The following is a 573-nucleotide window of genomic DNA, read 5'->3' as shown; positions in this document are numbered from 1 at the left end:
AAGTTCCAGCTTCTATTCGGTCAGGAATTACTTTATGGGTACAGCCGCCAAGCTTATTAACACCATCAATAATAATTGTTTCTTTACCGGAGTCATAAATTTTTGCCCCCATTTTATTAAGCATTTGGCATAAATCTTGAACTTCAGGCTCTCTAGCAGCATTTTCAATAGTAGTTCTTCCTTTGGCTAAAGATGCTGCCATTATTAAAGTTTCAGTCGCACCTACACTTGGACAATTTAATTTAATGTGAGTGCCATGAAGTCTATTTTTGTTCCCCCTTGTTTTTGCCTTTACAATTCCATCTTCAATAATAATGTCTGCTCCTAATGCGATTAATCCATTAATGTGCTCGTCTATTGGCCTTGTACCAATATTGCATCCACCTGGTAAAGGTACTTGAGCTTCTCCAAATTTAGTTAATAGTGCACCTATACAAAAGAAACTAGCTCTTAATCCTTTAACAAGTTCATATGGAAGTTCTTTAATCGAAATAGTTTTTGGATCTATTTCTAGTTGGTTGTTTTTACGAACTAAATTCACTCCCAAATTCTTTAAGATATTCCCCATCTTTT

Annotated in this window: 1 pseudogene; it reads right to left on the bottom strand. The window is 35.1% G+C overall.

The annotated features are described in order from the left end of the window. Positions 1-573, bottom strand: a pseudogene (locus AMO19_RS03465) (UDP-N-acetylglucosamine 1-carboxyvinyltransferase); the annotation flags it as partial.

Source organism: Prochlorococcus marinus (assembly GCF_001180245.1).
In the GTDB taxonomy this organism is placed as follows: Bacteria; Cyanobacteriota; Cyanobacteriia; order PCC-6307; family Cyanobiaceae; genus Prochlorococcus_A; species Prochlorococcus_A marinus_F.
This window is presented reverse-complemented; position numbering and strand designations above follow the sequence as displayed.